Source organism: Aminobacter sp. BE322, from assembly GCF_050433525.1.
Taxonomy (GTDB): Bacteria; Pseudomonadota; Alphaproteobacteria; order Rhizobiales; family Rhizobiaceae; genus Aminobacter.
The window spans coordinates 1-14,576 of record NZ_JBNPXB010000038.1 but is presented as its reverse complement, the minus strand read 5'-3'; the positions used below and the strand labels follow the sequence as shown (position 1 = coordinate 14,576).

20 protein-coding genes are annotated in these 14,576 nt (G+C 65.0%); 7 read left to right on the top strand and 13 right to left on the bottom strand.

The annotated features are described in order from the left end of the window. The first annotated feature begins 124 nt into the window (after positions 1–124). Positions 125–601 carry a porin gene (locus J2X50_RS24645; protein ID WP_429098845.1) on the top strand — a complete coding sequence of 159 codons (477 nt, stop codon included), beginning with the start codon at positions 125–127 and terminating at the stop codon, positions 599–601. A gap of 114 nt (positions 602–715) precedes the next feature. Then, complete coding sequence (locus J2X50_RS24640; protein ID WP_429098842.1) at positions 716–1,183, top strand: porin; 468 nt, start codon at positions 716–718, stop codon at positions 1,181–1,183. Positions 1,184–1,251: 68 nt separating this feature from the next. Here the strand turns inward: J2X50_RS24640 and J2X50_RS24635 are convergent, their stop codons facing one another. The 6 genes from J2X50_RS24635 to J2X50_RS24610 all read right to left on the bottom strand — a co-directional run bounded on the left by J2X50_RS24635 (position 1,252) and on the right by J2X50_RS24610 (position 7,384). Then, on the bottom strand, positions 1,252–2,505 hold the full coding sequence (locus tag J2X50_RS24635; RefSeq protein ID WP_429098839.1) for a multidrug effflux MFS transporter: 1,254 nt from the start codon (positions 2,503–2,505) through the stop codon (positions 1,252–1,254). 96 nt (positions 2,506–2,601) lie between these two features. Continuing rightward, positions 2,602–2,937: a Grx4 family monothiol glutaredoxin gene (grxD, locus tag J2X50_RS24630; RefSeq protein WP_184697601.1), complete on the bottom strand. Its 336-nt coding sequence runs from the start codon at positions 2,935–2,937 to the stop codon at positions 2,602–2,604. 186 nt (positions 2,938–3,123) lie between these two features. After that, positions 3,124–3,351 carry a hypothetical protein gene (locus J2X50_RS24625; RefSeq protein WP_429098835.1) on the bottom strand — a complete coding sequence of 76 codons (228 nt, stop codon included), beginning with the start codon at positions 3,349–3,351 and terminating at the stop codon, positions 3,124–3,126. A gap of 7 nt (positions 3,352–3,358) precedes the next feature. Further along, a complete protein-coding gene (locus J2X50_RS24620; RefSeq protein ID WP_340037588.1) occupies positions 3,359–3,592 on the bottom strand; it encodes a BolA family protein in 234 nt (77 codons plus the stop codon). Positions 3,593–3,606: 14 nt separating this feature from the next. Then, entirely contained in the window at positions 3,607–5,832 is a 2,226-nt protein-coding gene (gene purL, locus J2X50_RS24615) for a phosphoribosylformylglycinamidine synthase subunit PurL (protein WP_429098832.1), read from the bottom strand. Positions 5,833–5,968: 136 nt separating this feature from the next. Next, positions 5,969–7,384, bottom strand: a complete 1,416-nt coding sequence (locus tag J2X50_RS24610) for a PLP-dependent aminotransferase family protein (RefSeq protein ID WP_429098829.1) — start codon at positions 7,382–7,384, stop codon at positions 5,969–5,971. Between the two features lie 68 nt (positions 7,385–7,452). Between J2X50_RS24610 and J2X50_RS24605 the strand changes: the two genes are divergently transcribed. After that, a complete protein-coding gene (locus J2X50_RS24605; protein ID WP_429098826.1) occupies positions 7,453–7,683 on the top strand; it encodes a DUF1127 domain-containing protein in 231 nt (76 codons plus the stop codon). Between the two features lie 143 nt (positions 7,684–7,826). On the opposite strand, the gene J2X50_RS24600 is transcribed toward J2X50_RS24605, so the two are convergent. The 6 genes from J2X50_RS24600 to purC all read right to left on the bottom strand — a co-directional run bounded on the left by J2X50_RS24600 (position 7,827) and on the right by purC (position 10,938). Continuing rightward, positions 7,827–8,471 carry a Pr6Pr family membrane protein gene (locus J2X50_RS24600; RefSeq protein ID WP_429098824.1) on the bottom strand — a complete coding sequence of 215 codons (645 nt, stop codon included), beginning with the start codon at positions 8,469–8,471 and terminating at the stop codon, positions 7,827–7,829. A 3-nt stretch (positions 8,472–8,474) separates the two neighbouring features. Further along, positions 8,475–8,882: a hypothetical protein gene (locus J2X50_RS24595; protein ID WP_429098822.1), complete on the bottom strand. Its 408-nt coding sequence runs from the start codon at positions 8,880–8,882 to the stop codon at positions 8,475–8,477. Positions 8,883–8,932: 50 nt separating this feature from the next. Next, positions 8,933–9,607, bottom strand: a complete 675-nt coding sequence (gene purQ / locus J2X50_RS24590; RefSeq protein ID WP_429098820.1) for a phosphoribosylformylglycinamidine synthase subunit PurQ — start codon at positions 9,605–9,607, stop codon at positions 8,933–8,935. Next, positions 9,604–9,837 (bottom strand): hypothetical protein, encoded by a 234-nt coding sequence (locus tag J2X50_RS24585; protein WP_429098818.1) that lies wholly within the window; start codon positions 9,835–9,837, stop codon positions 9,604–9,606. The genes purQ and J2X50_RS24585 overlap by 4 nt, the downstream gene beginning before the upstream one ends. 19 nt (positions 9,838–9,856) lie before the next feature. Continuing rightward, positions 9,857–10,099 carry a phosphoribosylformylglycinamidine synthase subunit PurS gene (purS, locus tag J2X50_RS24580; protein WP_026227085.1) on the bottom strand — a complete coding sequence of 81 codons (243 nt, stop codon included), beginning with the start codon at positions 10,097–10,099 and terminating at the stop codon, positions 9,857–9,859. A 71-nt stretch (positions 10,100–10,170) separates the two neighbouring features. Beyond that, positions 10,171–10,938, bottom strand: coding sequence for a phosphoribosylaminoimidazolesuccinocarboxamide synthase (gene purC, locus J2X50_RS24575; protein WP_347966734.1), 768 nt, complete (start codon positions 10,936–10,938; stop codon positions 10,171–10,173). 285 nt (positions 10,939–11,223) lie between these two features. Here purC and J2X50_RS24570 point away from each other — a divergent pair, with 285 nt between their 5' ends. Together J2X50_RS24570 and J2X50_RS24565 are read left to right on the top strand one after the other, a co-directional pair. Then, positions 11,224–11,544: a DUF1476 domain-containing protein gene (locus J2X50_RS24570; RefSeq protein WP_347966733.1), complete on the top strand. Its 321-nt coding sequence runs from the start codon at positions 11,224–11,226 to the stop codon at positions 11,542–11,544. Between the two features lie 107 nt (positions 11,545–11,651). Next, positions 11,652–12,422 carry an HpcH/HpaI aldolase family protein gene (locus J2X50_RS24565; protein WP_429098815.1) on the top strand — a complete coding sequence of 257 codons (771 nt, stop codon included), beginning with the start codon at positions 11,652–11,654 and terminating at the stop codon, positions 12,420–12,422. Between the two features lie 12 nt (positions 12,423–12,434). Here the strand turns inward: J2X50_RS24565 and J2X50_RS24560 are convergent, their stop codons facing one another. Next, a complete protein-coding gene (locus tag J2X50_RS24560; protein ID WP_429098813.1) occupies positions 12,435–12,989 on the bottom strand; it encodes an RBBP9/YdeN family alpha/beta hydrolase in 555 nt (184 codons plus the stop codon). Positions 12,990–13,237: 248 nt separating this feature from the next. On the opposite strand from J2X50_RS24560, the gene J2X50_RS24555 reads away from it, so the two are divergent. Together J2X50_RS24555 and J2X50_RS24550 are read left to right on the top strand one after the other, a co-directional pair. Continuing rightward, positions 13,238–14,053 (top strand): VOC family protein, encoded by an 816-nt coding sequence (locus J2X50_RS24555; RefSeq protein WP_429098811.1) that lies wholly within the window; start codon positions 13,238–13,240, stop codon positions 14,051–14,053. Between the two features lie 106 nt (positions 14,054–14,159). Further along, entirely contained in the window at positions 14,160–14,456 is a 297-nt protein-coding gene (locus J2X50_RS24550) for a putative quinol monooxygenase (protein WP_429098808.1), read from the top strand. Positions 14,457–14,576 lie beyond the last annotated feature (120 nt).

Sequence of the window (14,576 nt, the reverse complement as noted above, 5' to 3'; positions counted from 1 at the left end):
CCGGCAACGGCTCGATTCGGTCCACATCCGCGCCCTGAATCACGTTTCACGCCCGGCGGGAATCCCTCAAATCCGATTTTCCAAACAGCCTCTAACGTAGCGTTAAGTTCTTTGGGGGGGCGCAATGAAAATCCTGTCAGTATTGGCGGTATTCGCCGGTTTTCTGCACTTTGCCAATCAGTCGGCGGCGCAAGAACCGAGGCCTGTTGAATATGTCCGGGTCTGCGACATCTATGGTGTGGGCTTCTTCTACCTTCCCGGCACCGAGAAGTGCTACCGTCCCACCGATGGCCAGATACGCTACGAGACGGCGGACGGCACCGTCATAACGGAGACGGCCCTGGCCGCCCGCGTCCGCGACATCGAGAGCGATGCGGCGATCTCCAACGCGCTCGAGGACCCCGACCTCGTCCAGGGTGAACGCTTCGGCGTCAGGGTGAACTGGGGCGCCGCCGGCTCGCAAAATGCCGCCGGCATCACCGGCTCCGTCGTGCTTGGGGAAAACCTGTTTGGCGAGACCGGCCGGCTGACGGGCAGCGGCGGCATCGGCTTCACCGGTGGCCGCGCCGGCGGCCGTGCCGGCATGCAACTGACCTGGTGAATTCAGCCGGCGTGCGTCGGCGGTGGATCGCAGGGGTGCGGTCCATGAAAGCGCTCGACGACAAGCCAAAGGACGCGTGTCCCTGACGGGACGTTGTCTGCGGGGGGCGGACACATGAACAGATTTATGATGAGCTTGGCTCTCGCCGCTGCGATGCTGGCGCCGCCGGCTGCCGGCGCCGCGCCGCTCGAATACGTCCGGGTCTGCAGTGCCTACGGCCCCGGATTCTTCTACATACCGGGTACGGACCGGTGCTATCGGCCGAGCGACGGCCAGATACGCTACGAGACGCCAGACGGAACGGTCGTTACCCAGACGCCTTTTGCCGCCCGGCTCGATGAACTTGAGGCCGCGGCCGCGATCTCCAATGCGCTCGAGGATCCCGACCTCGTCTCGGGCGAAACCTTCGGACTGCGCGTCAACCTGGGCGTGGCGGGGTCGCAATATGCCGTTGGCATTACCGGCGCTTTCATGTTGAGCGACGAAGCGGCAGGCAAGGGGACCCGGCTGACGGGCAGTGGCGGGCTGGGCTTTGCCGACGGGCAGGTCGGGGCCCGCGTCGGCCTGCAACTCGCCTGGTGAAGCCTGTCTTCGAGACAAGGCGTTAAGCCGCTTCCGCCATTCGAGGAAAAGCGGAAGCGCCTGCGACTTCAGTGCGGAGCCTTTGGCGCGTTCGGCGCGCCGAACAGCTTGCCGCGCTCGGCGATCAGAACCATGACCAGGCCGAGAAGGGCGACGCTGCAGTAGCCGGCGGCCAGCGGCCTGACGGTGCCGTCGAAAGCCTGGCCGATGAGCGCGCCGATCAGCCCGCCACCTACCGTCTGCAGGAAGCCCTGCACCGACGAGGCGGTTCCGGCGAGATGCCCCAGCGGCTCCATCGCGATCGCGTTGAAGTTCGAGCCGATCCAGCCGAACTGGAACATCGCCGCGGCAAACAGCGCCACGAACACGGGGAACGGCACCCAGCCGGTCAGCGACCAGGCAAACCAGATTGCGCTCACCGCAAGGAAGCCGAGCAGCGCACCGTGCGACAGCCGGCGCATGCCGATCTTCACGACCAGCCGCGAATTGAGGAACGACGACACCGACATCATCGCGGCGATGGCGGCGAACACCACCGGGAACCACACGCCGAGCCCGTAGATGCCGACATAGACCTGCTGCGCGGAATTGATGAAGCCGAACAGCGAGCCGAAGATGATCATTGAGGCGAGCGTATAGAACAGCGACACCCGGGTCGTCAGCACGATGCGGAAGCCCTGGGCGATCGACATGATGCTGAGCGGCCTGCGGTCCTCGGGATGCAGGGTTTCGGGCAGGCGGAACGCGGCCCACAGCGTGATCGCGAGTGCGATCAGCGACATGATGATGAAGATCATGTGCCATTCGGAAAACAGCATCACCAGCTGGCCGAGGCCCGGCGCGATCACCGGAATGATCATGAAGACCATGAACACCAGCGACATGATCTCGGCCATCTGCCGCCCGCCGTAGCGGTCGCGCACCACCGAAACGGCGATGACGCGGGTCGAGGCGGCACCTATGCCCTGGATGAAGCGCAGCGCCAGCAGGCTCTCGAAGGTCGGCGCGAAAGCTGCGGCAAACGCCGCCACGACGTAGATGGAAAGGCCGAACAGCAGCGGCTTGCGGCGGCCGAAACGGTCCGACGCAGGCCCGTAGAACAGCAGCGCCAGCCCCATGCCGGCGATGTAGGCGGTGATGACGAACTGCCGGTGGTTCTCGCTCTCCACCCCGAGGCTCGCGCCCATCTGCTGCAGCGCCGGCAGCATGATGTCGATGGCCAGCGCATTGACTGCCATCAGCGCCGCGCAGATTGCGATGAACTCCCAGCGGGGAAGGGGAAACAACGCATCCAGTGCGTCGTCGGAAGTCTTCTGTTCCATTCGATTTTCGGTCCAAACGAAAATGCGCCGGAGTGCCGGCGCATCTCAGCTGCGGTGAGCCCCGAATGGACCGGAGCCGATGCTCTTGTCAGGCGGTCAGGCGGCGCCCTTGACGCTCACGCCCTTCTCCTGGAGGAACGACTGCAGTTCGCCGGCCTGGAACATCTCGCGGATGATGTCGCAACCGCCGACGAACTCGCCCTTGACGTAGAGCTGCGGGATGGTCGGCCAGTTGGAATAGTCCTTGATGCCCTGGCGAAGCTCGTTCGAGGTCAGAACGTTGACGCCTTTGTAATCGACGCCGAGATAGTCGAGGATCTGCACGACCTGGCCGGAAAAGCCGCACTGCGGGAAGCCGGGCGTTCCCTTCATGAAGACCACGACGTCCTGGCTCTTCACTTCGCTGTCGATGTATTCGTTGATTCCGCTCATGGGCCCAAAACCTCAATCTGGCCGGACTGACGCACCGGCAATATCCGTTAGACTGCTAGCATCAGCCACTATGTGGTTGCAACAGTCGAGCTTTCCAAGCCTTGCGCAAAGCCGGAAAAGCGCAACTCTGCTCGCCAATCGTGCCGGTCCTGCCGCCAGATGCGCCCGGCCGGCCGTTTTCGCCGCTCAGTAGCCGCGCCGGCGGACCTTCGAACGCGCGCGCGTGGTGCGCTTGCGGCTCGTCTGCTTCTTGGCTGGCCTCAGAAGCTTCTCGATCTGGCGCAGCGTCGCCGAGCTCGACGACGTTGCCCGCTTGCGCCGGCGCGTTCGCTTCGACGTGCCCGACGTCTTCCGCAGGATATCCTTGAGCGCGCCGTCGACGACGCCCTCGACCAGGTCGCTCAGCAACGACATGGCGCGGTCACTCCGGCACGCTGGTCTGCAGGGCAAGCGCGTGCAGCACCCCGCCCATGTTGCCCTTCAGCGCGTCGTAGACCATCTGGTGCTGCTGCACGCGGCTCTTGCCGCGGAAGCTTTCCGACACGACCTCGGCGGCGTAGTGGTCGCCGTCGCCGGCGAGATCGCGGATGGTCACCTTGGCGTCCGGAATGCCTTCCTTGATCAGTTTCTCGATGTCGTGGGCATCCATTGCCATGTCGGTTGTCCTGCTCAAATATCCATGAAGCGAGGGAACCAGGATTCGTGAGCCGAGGTCAACTCGTCGATCGTCACGGCCCGCGCCTCGCCCAGCTTCAGTTCCTTGCCGCCGGTCGTTCCGATCCACGGAGCGTGGATGCCGAGCGCCTTGGCTTCGTTCCACAATTCCTGCATCTCGGCCGACTGCGGGTCAAGCTTGACGGTGACCAGGTAGCGGCCCTGGTCTTCGCCGAAGAACACCGGGATGGGATCGGTGCCGCCGAGGCCGGGAACGACAGCGCCGATGCCCGAGGCCATCGCCATCTCGGCGAGTGCCACGGCAAGGCCGCCGTCCGACAGGTCGTGCACGGCGGTAGCCGTGCCGCTGCGGATCAGCTTGCGCACGAAGTCGCCGACCTTCTTCTCGTGCTCGAGGTCGACGGCCGGAACCGGGCCGTCGGTGCGGCCGTGCACGTCGCGCATGTAGATCGACTGTGCCAGGTGGGTGCCCCACTTGGCCGGGCCGCCGACCAGCAGGATCACTTCGCCTTCCTTGGCAAAGCACGCCTTGGCCATCTTCGACCAGTCGTCGATCAGGCCGACGCCACCGATGGTCGGGGTGGGCAGGATTCCCTGCCCGTTGGTCTCGTTGTAGAGCGAGACGTTGCCCGACACGATCGGGAAGCCGAGCGCGCGGCAGGCGTCGCCGATGCCGGTCACGGCTTTCACGAACTGGCCCATGATCTCGGGACGCTCGGGATTGCCGAAGTTGAGGTTGTCGGTGGCCGCCAGCGGCAGGGCACCGGTCGCGGTCAGGTTGCGCCAGCATTCGGCGACCGCCTGCTTGCCGCCCTCATACGGATCGGCTTCGCAGTAGCGCGGTGTCACGTCCGACGAGAACGCCAGCGCTTTCGTGGCATGACCCTCGACGCGCACCACGCCCGCATCGCCGCCCGGCCGCTGCAGTGAGTTGCCCTGGATCATCGTGTCATATTGCTCGTAGACCCAGCGGCGCGACGACAGGTCCGGCCCGCCGAGCATCTTCAGCAGTGCCTCGGCCACGTCGGATTGAGGAATATCGTCGGCGGCCAGCGGCGCGCGCTTGGCCGGCTCGACCCACGGGCGGTCGTATTCGGGCGCCTCGTCGCCGAGTTCCTTGATCGGCAGGTTGGCCACTTCCTGGCCCTGGTGGATGACGCGGAAGCGCAGGTCGTCGGTGGTCTTGCCGACGATGGCGAAGTCGAGGCCCCATTTGACGAAGATCGCCTCGGCTTCCTCTTCCTTCTCGGGGCGCAGCACCATGAGCATGCGCTCCTGGCTCTCCGACAGCATCATCTCGTAGGCGCTCATGCGCTCCTCGCGCACCGGCACCTTGTCGAGGTCGAGCTCGATGCCGAGGTCGCCCTTGGCACCCATCTCGACGGCCGAGCAGGTCAGGCCCGCGGCACCCATGTCCTGGATGGCGATGACGGCGCCCGAGGCCATCAGCTCGAGGCAGGCTTCCAACAGGCACTTTTCGGTGAACGGATCGCCCACCTGCACGGTCGGGCGCTTCTCGTCGATCTTGTCGTCGAATTCGGCCGAGGCCATGGTCGCGCCGCCGACGCCGTCGCGGCCAGTCTTGGCGCCGAGATAGACCACCGGCAGGCCCACGCCCTTGGCCTGCGACAGGAAGATGCCGTCGGTCCTGGCGAGACCGGCGGCAAAGGCGTTGACCAGGATGTTGCCGTTGTAGCGGGCATCGAAATTCACTTCGCCGCCGACGGTCGGCACGCCGAAGGCATTGCCGTAGCCGCCGACGCCGGCGACCACGCCCGACACCAGGTGGCGGGTCTTGGGATGGTCGGGCGCGCCGAAGCGCAGCGCGTTCATCGAGGCCACGGGCCGCGCGCCCATGGTGAAGACGTCGCGCAGGATGCCGCCGACGCCGGTCGCAGCCCCCTGGTAGGGCTCGATGTAGGAGGGGTGGTTGTGGCTCTCCATCTTGAAGACCACGCAATCGCCGTCGCCGATGTCGACCACGCCGGCATTCTCGCCGGGGCCCTGGATCACGACCTCGCCCTTGGTCGGCAGCGTGCGCAGCCACTTCTTCGACGACTTGTAGGAGCAGTGCTCGTTCCACATCGCCGAGAAGATGCCGAGCTCGGTGAAGGTCGGTTCGCGTCCGACCAGGTCGAGTATGCGCTGGTATTCGTCCGGCTTGAGCCCGTGCGCGGCGATGAGTTCGCCGGTGATCTTCACGTCATTCTGAATGGTCATCGTAGATCGCAGAATCCGTTGGGGGAGGCGTTGGTGGCTCCATAGCGCATGATTGGCCCGGGATATACCGCCAATGGCCAGAAAGTCACCCTTAATGGCGGGGAAACGGACCTTTGGACGCGGGATACGGGTCGCTTCAGCCGAAACTGTCGTATCCGGCGTCCCCTTCGTCGAGCAGCCGGCGGATCTTGGCCAGTCCGTTGTTCACCTCGCTGCGCGTAGCCGGCGCGGAGATGCCGATCCTGACCCGGTGGAATACCTGGTCGGAGCGTCCCGCCTTGAACTCGTCCTCGTCGTCGATCAGCACGCCCTGGCCATAGGCGGCATTCTTGAAGGTGCCCGAATTCCACGGTTCTGGCAGCGCCAGCCAGATGAAGGGGATGTTGGCGTTGATGTTGAAATCATAGCCCTCAAGCGTCGTGCGCACGGCATCCAGGCGGGCGTTGATCTCGGCGATCGCGCGGATGTGGATCTTCGCCGCCTCGCCCGACAGCACCAGTCGCGCGCAGAGCTCGGCGACGAGGAACGGCATGCCGCCGGTCACCATCTTGTGGGCGACGCGGATGCTGTGGCGATAGTGCGCCGGGCACGAAACCCAGCCGCCGCGCACGCCGGCCGCCACCGATTTCGACAGGCCGCCGACGACGAAGGCGCGCTCCGGCGCGTACTCGGCCAGCAGCGGCGTACGGTCGTCGGTCAGCGCACCATAGAGGTCGTCCTCGACCAGGAGCACATTGTATTTGCGGGCGATCTCGGCGATCGCCGCGCGCCGTTCGGCGGGCATCGTCGTAACGGTGGGGTTCTGCGCCGTCGGCATCAGGAACGCCAGCTTGGGGTGCTTTTGCGCGCAGACGGCCTCGAAGTCGTCGGGGTCGACGCCATGAGCGTCCGAATTGACCAGCGCCATGCGCCGGCCGATCAGCCCGGCGCTGCGGGCGATCTGCGTATAGGTCACATGCTCGAACAGGATGTGATCGCCCGGCTGCGTCACCGCCGCGATGGTGGCGACGACGGCCGCGTGCGCGCCGAGCGTCGGCACGATCGTGTCGGGCCGGGGGCGAAAGCCGTTGCGCGAAAGCCAGTTGCTGCCCGCCTCGAACCAATGGTCGGGGAAGGTCCTGGTGTAGCTCGTCACGTCGTCGGGATAGTCCCGGCCGATCGCTGCCAGCATTGTCTCGATTGTCTTGCTCTGCCCGACATTGGGTGCGGCCGTGCTGTCGAAGCGCAGCTTGCCGGGCGGGGCCTCGACCGCGCGCGATCCTTCGTGGGCCAGCGTCGGCGGCGCGCTCGGAGAGGATTGGCTGCGGTGCCGCTCCAGCACATAGGTGCCGCGGCCGACTTCGCCACTGACCAGTCCGCGTTCGCGCAGCAACGCATAGGCGCGACCGACCGTGCCGATGGTCACGCCGATGTCATAGGCGAGGTCGCGCTGCGGCGGCAGCTTGCTGCCCGAGGCGAGCACGCCGCTGTCGATGTCGCTCTCGACGCGCTCGGCCAGGCGAAGATAGAGCGGGCCGGAGCCGGACGAAAGGTCGGGAAGCCAATTTGTCATGGTGACAATTAATACATTGCCATCGAGAATGAGTCAATTCATAGCATTGTTTGTCACTATTGGACACAATGCGGATTTCAAAGATGAGTACAATTGATGCAATTGGCCGGGCGGCCACCGGTGCATCTCCGCAGAAGAAGCGCAACCATCTTCGCCGCTTCATACGATGGCTGGCGTTTTGCATGGAGCGGCGGAGCACTCGGATGGCCCTGCTGGAGCTTACCGACGAACAACTCTCCGACATTGGAATTTCGCGCTGCGATGCCTATCGCGAAGGGTCTCGTCCCTTCTACGATTGACCACTCCCATGGTCGCGGATCGTCACGACCCACTGACGGTCCGATCTGGGTGGAGGCGCTCCCCTGTGCCTCCACCCCCTTTTTTTGGGAAGGTCAGGGCTTCGTCCGAAGCATTTGGCAGCCTGATGGAATCGGGATGCCGGTCAGTTCGGCCTTGCGGCCTTCCTGAAGCCCGAAATGCCGCGGTCTGCGGCGATGACAGTGACGCACAGCACGAGAAACAGAATGGTCATCGCAAGCGCCGATTTGGCGACCCCGGCCGCCCCGTTGGCCGCGACGTCCAGGAAAGGGTAGGGCACTTCGCCGGCGATCGGGGCGCGCGCCAGCGCATAGGCCAGATAGATCACCGGATAGGCGACCCAATAGCCGATGTCGGCCCATCTGGTCGAGCCGTCGGCGCCCCCCGTCAGCCACCAGGACAGGTAGATGATGGGCGCCGCGTAATGCAGCAGCACGTCGCAGACGAGGAACAGGCCCTCGGGCTGCCACAGCGGCGCGAGCACCACGGCATAGACGATCATCACCATGGCGATCGCCGCCGCCACGCCGCCGCGCATCCGCGCGCTCGCGAAGCGGCCGGGCAGGCCCGTTTTTGCGCCACGAAGCGCGGCGAGATGCACCAGCACCGCGCCGATATTGGTCAGGATGGTGAAGAAGCTGAAGTAGAAGACGACCGAGCCCACGAAGCTGCGGCCGGCCGCCATCGACGCCGGCATGGTGATCGCGAACTGCAGGATCAGCGCGGCCAGGCCGATTGCAAGCCCCGCGATCTGCAGCCGGAGCGCCATGCCTCAGGCGGTTCCGCCGCAGGAGGTGTCGCCGCTGCGCCAGCGGGCGACGTCGGAGCCGATGCGCGCGCCGAGCGCCTCGCTCATCAGCGGCCCGAACACCTCGACCTGGCTGGAGGCGCCGCGCGCCTGCACCACCAGCAGCGGCTTGGCGCCATACTGCTTGGCCGGCACCAAAAGGAAGCGCGGCGTGCCGCCGAAATTGTTGAGTTCATTGGCCATCTGGTACTTCCTGAAGGCCTGGTCCTTGCTGGCGAACCAGCATTTGTGGGCGGCGATCGCCACCTGTTCCATGGCGCGCAGCGAAGCGCTCTTGCCCGAACCGGACGGCGGCGGCGTCTTCGGACCCGAATTGCAGGCGGCGAGACCGATGACCGCGGCCGTTGCCGCCAGAATCCGCAGAGACTTCATGCGCCGATGCCGCCCTTCGTGAGGTGAGGTTGAGAAAGTCTATCTGAGGGTCAGGCCGCCCTGGGCAGCCCGAGCGCGCTTTCGAACAGCGCCCGGCCGTCATTGCCGCCATGCGCCGCCTCGATCAGGTTTTCCGGATGCGGCATCAGGCCGAGCACGTTGCCCTTGTCGTTGACGATGCCGGCGATGTCGTTGATCGAGCCGTTGGGGTTGGTGCCCTCGGCGTAGCGGAACACCACCTGCCCGTCGCCTTCGATGCGTGCAAGCGTCTCGGGATCGGCGAAATAGTTGCCGTCATGGTGCGCCACCGGGCAGCGGATGACCTGGCCGGCCGCGTAGTTGCGGGTGAAGGCGGTGTTGGCGTTGGCGATCTCGAGCTTCACCTCGCGGCAGACGAACTTGAGCGAGGCATTGCGCATCAGGGCGCCAGGCAGCAGGCCGGCCTCGACCAGGATCTGGAAGCCGTTGCAGACGCCCACCACCTGCACGCCCTTGGCGGCCTTCTCGGCCACCGCACGCAGCACCGGCATGCGGGCCGCGATCGCGCCGCAGCGCAGATAGTCGCCGAAGGAGAAGCCGCCGGGAATGGCGATCAGGTCGACGTCGGGTATCTCGGTGTCGGTCTGCCAGACGGTGACGGGTGCCTTGCCCGAAATCTTGGTCAGCGCCGCGATCATGTCGCGGTCGCGGTTGAGGCCGGGGAGGAGGACGACGGCTGATTTCATTTCGGTTCGTAAGGCCTCTGGGGTTCGGCGAATTCACGCAGTTCTAAGCGCCGCTCGATGCGTTCGAGCCGCTCGTCGTGACGATCCAGTCTGCGGTTCACGCCAGCCAGCGCCTCTTCCGCACCTGTCATGCGTCTCTTGATCTCCTGGAGGTCGAACTTCATCTCCGAGAGATCGCCATGAACGCGCTTCAAAAGCTCGTACATCAGCTCGTTGGTGACTTCAGGCACGCGGCCCTCCGGTACAACCTCAGGTAAGCGTCACACTATAGTTCTCGATCACCGTGTTCGCCAGAAGCTTCTCGCACATCGCGTTGAGGTCGGCTTCGGCCTTGGAACGGTCGTTGCCGTCGATCTCGACGTCGAAGACCTTGCCCTGGCGCACGGAGCCGACGCCGCCGAAGCCGAGGCCGTCGAGCGCATGTTCGATCGCCTTGCCTTGCGGATCGAGCACGCCGTTCTTGAGGGTGACGGTGACGCGGGCCTTGATCACGGGCATTTCACTCCGGGGTCGAATTGGAAAACATTCGGGCGCGAAGTTACTCGCGCCCGTGCTTGGATTTGTCAGTGCTTGACGAGAACCGGTCCGGTCGGGCGGGGCGTCTCGTTCTCGTTCATGATGCCGAGACGGCGCGCCACTTCCTGGTAGGCCTCCACCAGCCCGCCCATGTCGCGGCGGAAGCGGTCCTTGTCCAGCTTGTCCTGGGTGGCCACGTCCCACAGCCGGCAGCTGTCGGGCGAGATCTCGTCGGCGACGACGATGCGCATCATGTCGCCTTCGTAGAGGCGGCCGCATTCCATCTTGAAGTCGACGAGCTGGATGCCGACGCCCATGAACAGGCCGGAGAGGAAGTCGTTGACACGGATGGCCAAGGCCATGATGTCGTCGATTTCCTGCGGGCTTGCCCAGCCGAAGGCGGTGATGTGCTCTTCCGAGACCATAGGGTCGTCGAGCGCGTCGGCCTTGTAGTAGAACTCGATGATCGAGCGCGGCAGCACCGTGCCTTCCTCGATGCCCAGGCGCTTGGCCAGCGAACCGGCGGCGACGTTGCGCACCACCACCTCGAGCGGGATGATCTCGACTTCCTTGATCAGCTGCTCGCGCATGTTGAGCCGGCGGATGAAGTGGGTCGGGATGCCCATGCGGTTCAGGTGGTTGAAGATGTGCTCGGAGATGCGGTTGTTCAGCACGCCCTTGCCGTCTACCACCTCGTGCTTCTTCTTGTTGAAGGCGGTGGCATCGTCCTTGAAGAACTGGATCAGCGTGCCCGGCTCGGGTCCTTCGTAAAGGATCTTGGCCTTGCCTTCGTAAATGCGTCGGCGTGACTTCATTTGATTGTTTCTCTGGTTGGAAGGGCAGTCGGCAAGCACCGGTCCCTTTCTCACGCCGCAAAGCCGCGGCGGCTGTGGGTCTCAAGGCCGGTCTCTACCGCAATCGCGCCCTTTGCTCAATGACCATTTCCGGCCAATCAACGCCTTTTGGTACGGAAATGCCGCACCGCAACACGGAAACGGTGCCAAAGAGGCATATTGACCGGGCGACGGGCTTTTGGTTTGAGAAACGCGACAGTACATAAGGCCGAAGTCGAATCGATTGTTAGAGCTCGGAGGATTGCCATGAGCAGCATGAAGGACCGCGAAGAAGGCTTCGAGCGCAAGTTCGTCTTCGACGAAGAGCTGCGCTTCAAGGCCAATGCGCGGCGCAACAAGACGCTCGGCCGCTGGGCCGCCGAGAAGCTCGGCAAGTCCGGCGCCGACGCTGAGGCCTATGCCAAGGAGGTCGTCGTCGCCGACATCCAGGAAGCCGGCGATCACGACGTGTTCCGCAAGATCCGCGCCGACTTCGACGCCGCCGGCATCGACCAGTCCGACCACCAGATCCGCCGCACCATGGACGAACTGATGGCGCAGGCGATCGAAGAGATCAAGAACAGCTGATTTCAGCCTGGTGCTGGACCAACGAACCGCCCGGATTCCGGGCGGTTTTTGTTTGCGCCGAGCCGTGGTTCCGGCTGAAATGGCGCCTGCTTCAAGGAGAACCGAACATGTCGCTCGTCGAGAAACTGAACGCCGGCCAGACCGTCCTCACCGCATGGTCATGCGTGCCGGATGCGCTCACCGTTGAGATCTTGGCGCGGCAGGGTTTCGATGCGGTCACGCTCGACATGCAGCATGGCGGCCACAATGAAGACAGCGTGCTGCGCTCGCTGGCACCCGTGCTGGGCGCGGGCAAGCATGCGCTGGTGCGCGTGCCGGTCGGCCGCTTCGACATGGCGAGCCGGGCGCTCGACTTCGGCGCCGAGGCGGTCATCGCGCCGATGGTCAATTCGGTCGACGATGCCCAGCGCTTCGCCGCGGCGACGAAATATCCGCCGCTCGGCGAACGTTCGTGGGGGCCGACCTATGCCGCGCCGCGCCACGGCAGCAAGGATTCCGTTGCCTGGCTGCACGAGAGCAATGCCCGCACCGTCTCCTTCGCCATGGTCGAGACCCACGCCGCCGTCGCCGCGCTCGATGGCATCCTGGCGACCCCCGGCATCGACGGCATCTTCGTCGGCCCGGGCGACTTCTCCATTGCCTGGAGCAAGGGCGAAACGATCAACGGCACTCTCGAGGACATGATGGGGACCGTGGCCGACGTGGCGAGGCGCACGCGCGCCGCCGGCAAGCATGCCGGCATCTACATCACCGATCCGGCGATTGCCGGTCGCTTCGTCGAGATGGGATTCCAGCTGCTCGCCACCGGGTCGGAGCAACAGCTGATCGCGGCAGGCGCGTCGGGCCTGCTCGCCGATCTCAGGAAGTCGATCGGCTGACGGGCGGGGCGATCAGCCTTCCAGCCGCGACAGGAACTGGGCGAACACCATCGAGCCCTCCGGCCAGGGTCCGTGGCCGGAATCGGCGTTGAGGTGACCGGAATCGCCCGCGTCGATGAACAGCGAGCCCCAGGCGGCGGCAATGTCCTCGGCCACGTCGAGGCTGCAATAGGGATCGTTGCGGCTGGCGACGACGACCGACGGAAACGGCAGTGGGTCGCGCGGGTAGGGCCCGAAGGTCATCAGGTGCTTGGGCTTGATGGCCGGATTGGAGACGTCGGGCGGTGCCACGAAGAAGCCTCCGGCCACCCGCTTGGTGAATTGCGGTATGGCGTGGACCGCGGTCGGAATGCCGAGCGAATGGGCGACCAGCACGACCGGGCGTTCGGCCTTGTTGACCTCCTCGACCACGCGGGCTGTCCAGTCCTCGCGCACCGGCTTCGACCATTCGGCCTGCTCGACGCGGCGCGCGGTCGAAAGCTTTTCCTCCCATCGGCTTTGCCAATGGGCAGGCCCGGAGTTGGTGTATCCGGGAACGATGATGATGTCGGCGTCTTTGACTTTCATGCCGCGCATGTAGCGACGACGCGGCTCCGCCGCAACTGTCCCGCGGTACTTGCGCGAATTGTTGAACGACGTGTTCGATCTTTGCTGCCTTGTGTGAACGACCGGCTCGGCTGACATATGCGTCGCCGGACTCCGCGGCCGGATAGGCTGGAGGCTGGATTTTGGATTTGACACGACGCAAACTGGTCGGTGGCGCGGCGCTCCTCGCAGTGGGAGCGGCCGCGCGGCCCGGCCATACGGAGCCCGAGATGAGCAACATTCCCTTTGCCGCAACCACGCCGATCAGTGTTTCCCGTGTAGGCCTGAAGGCCCGCGATGCCGGCGCGCTTGGCGCCTTCTATCGCGACGTGGTCGGCCTCCGGGAACTCAGGCGCGATGGCGAGACGATCACGCTCGGCGCCGGCAGCCGCGCCCTGCTCGACATCGAGTCCGACAAGGCCGCCACGCCCGACGATCCCCGTTCGGCCGGCCTGTTCCACACCGCCTTCCTCCTGCCCACCCGCGCCGATCTCGGCCGCTGGATCAAGCATGCCATCGACAGGCGCATTCCGGTCGACGGCGCCTCGGACCACAGGGTCAGCGAAGCGCTCTATCTTACCGACCCCGAGGGCAACGGCATCGAGATTTATGCCGACCGGCCGCATACGAGCTGGAAGTGGAACGGCTCGCAGGTCGAGATGACCACCGAGCAGCTCGACATCGGCTCGATCGTCGCGGAGGTCCCGGCTGGCGACTCCGGCTGGCAGGGCGCGCCCGAAGACAGCATCGTCGGCCACGTCCATCTTCGCGTCGGCGATCCCGCGGTGGCCGCCGAATGGTGGAACGAGGAGTTCGGCTTCGACACGGTGGCCAGATATGGCGCCGCCGCCGTGTTCCTGTCGTCGGGCGGCTACCATCACCACATCGGCGCCAATTCCTGGCAGAGCCCGCGCGCCGGCCGCCGCGATCCGTCGCGCAGCGGCCTCGCCTGGGTCGAGATGCGTTCGGCGGACGCCAAGTCGGCTTCGACCTCCGAAGACCCGTGGGGCACGGTCATCCGTACGGTGCCGGGCCAGCCGGGCTGAACATCCTGACATAGCCTGGCAGAGGCACGTGCTATGCGCGCTGGAACGGAACCCGCCATGCCGGCGGGTTCTTTTCCACCGGCACATGCAGAATTGAGGCCCGTTGATGCTTAAGGTCATCGCCCAGGATTTCATCAAGCCCGAGTTCGTCGAGACCGTCCGGCCGCTCTATGCCGAACTCGTCGAGAAGACGCGGAAGGAACCGCTCTGCATTTCCTACGATCTCTTCGTCGATCAGAAGGACCCAGGACATTTCGTCTTCGTCGAGGAATGGCCCGACCGCGCGGCCCTCGATGCCCATTGCCGATCCGAGCATTTCAGGCGCCTCGTGCCGCTGATCAACCAGCACCAGCGGCTGGACCCGACCTTCATCATGATGGAGGGCGTCGTAGCTAGTCTGTAACTAGCTCAAGGATTTCGGGACAACCAAGAGGCTGTTTGGAAAATCGGATTTGAGGGATTCCCGCCGGGCGTGAAACGTGATTCAGGGCGCGGATGTGGACCGAATCGAGCCGTTGCCGGA